The sequence below is a fragment of the Nocardia sp. NPDC058497 genome, from assembly GCF_042720195.1.
GTDB lineage: Bacteria > Actinomycetota > Actinomycetes > Mycobacteriales > Mycobacteriaceae > Nocardia.
On the sequence record NZ_JBHXMY010000926.1, the window covers coordinates 1 to 1,523 of the forward strand.

At 67.0% G+C, this 1,523-nt stretch carries 2 protein-coding genes; both read left to right on the forward strand.

Annotation, left to right across the window (positions count from 1 at the left end):
* Nucleotides 1-149: 149 nt before the first annotated feature.
* Nucleotides 150-773 (forward strand): hypothetical protein, encoded by a 624-nt coding sequence (locus ACFWPJ_RS32520; protein WP_378857311.1) that lies wholly within the window; start codon nucleotides 150-152, stop codon nucleotides 771-773.
* Nucleotides 770-1,516 carry a hypothetical protein gene (locus ACFWPJ_RS32525; protein ID WP_378857313.1) on the forward strand — a complete coding sequence of 249 codons (747 nt, stop codon included), beginning with the start codon at nucleotides 770-772 and terminating at the stop codon, nucleotides 1,514-1,516. The genes ACFWPJ_RS32520 and ACFWPJ_RS32525 overlap by 4 nt, the downstream gene beginning before the upstream one ends.
* Nucleotides 1,517-1,523: the final 7 nt, after the last annotated feature.

Consider the following 1,523-nt stretch of genomic DNA (forward strand, 5'->3'; position numbering starts at 1 on the left):
TATCGGCGGCGTGGGTGTGGGCGGGCCTATAACACTCTCACACAATTCTGGAGACACACCCCCCCCCCGAGCACCCCCCGCGGGGCGCGACGACTCCCGGATCGGCCACGAATACCACCCCGCCAGGGGCGCCCAGCCGCCCTCCCACGGTGGATCTGTACGGCAACCGTCTCGAGGTACCGGCCACCGACGCCGGAGTAGCGCGGCCCCAGACCGGGAAACCGGTCGATGCGGCCCGCCCGGACTACCTCGCTGCGGCTCCGGAAGGGCTGCAGTGGCAACGGATATGGGACGGCGCCGCCGTTCCGGCGTCGACCGGTGACGGGCCGACCCGTGTCGTCGATGGTGTCGCCACTGGCTACGCCCGTACACCGCAGGGCGCGGTCTTAGCCGGACTGGATGCTCTCGGCCGGGCGTTGGCGGCCCCGGATGGTATTTGGCAGCAGGTTCTGCGCCAGCGTTATTACAGCGCCACCCAGGCTGATGCGCTGGTCGCCCGTTTCCAGCGGTCGCGCTCGACCACCACCGACGCAGCCCGTTACGTCGTGGTACCCGACGGCGTCCGGGTGCAGGCCGGATTCGCCCCGGATATGGCTGTCGTCGAGGTCGCGACCCGGAACGGCGCCGGGTACGCGGTGTCGGCGTGGCCGATGGTGTGGGTCGACGGCGACTGGCGACTGCGAGTTCCCGATGACCTCGAATCGTTCTGGCGGCCCGCCAGCACCCAGGTAGCGAACCTGAACGGGTTCGGGAACTGGAAGCCAAGCTCATGACCGCCCTGGAGATGCATACGCAGATCATGCCGTTTCCGGTGTGCGATCTGCCGCTTGTCAGTCAGACCGTGTGTGCAGCGGTGTCGGAAGCTACCGATGATATCGCCGACACCGCTATCCAGAACCTGATCGACCTGGTCGTCAGCGGATACTCGCAGATCTTGCAATTCGTGATCTTCTGGTGGACCAAACTTCCCTCGGCCCAGCTCTTGTCCACGGACGGCGGGAGCAGTAGCGCACTGGTGGCGGTGCGTGGATACACCTCTGAGCTGCAAGCTGTGTTTCTGACTGCCGGGATCATGTTCGCCGCTGCCCGACTGGCACTGGCCAAACGCGGTGCCGCGGCGGGGGAAGCTCAGGAGTCGTTTCTGATGCTGGCTCGGGCAGTGATCGCCTCCACGCTGTTGGGCACGGCGATCGCGGTCGGTACCGGCGCCGGCGACGCGTTCTCCGACTGGGTTCTCACCGACGCGGCCGATGACGACCTCACCGCGGTGGCCGCGCGGTTGACCGAGTTCAGCGTGGATACGAAATCCGGCCTCGGGGGAGGGGTTCTGCTCATCATCGGGCTACTCGGTCTGATCAGCGGCCTGATCCAGCTGGTCATGCTCGTGATTCGGCAAGCCCTGCTGATCATGGTCGTGGCGGTCCTCCCGATGGCCGCGGCGGCGGCGGGGACGAACCCCGGTGGGCCGGCTTACAATAAGCTGCTGTCGTGGTCGCTGGCCGTCGACCGATGCTAACCCCTCG

Coding starts and splice junctions, on each gene's coding strand:
- ACFWPJ_RS32525 (WP_378857313.1), top strand. CDS start 770: ATGACCGCCCTGGAGATGCATACGCAGATCATGCCGTTTCCGGTGTGC.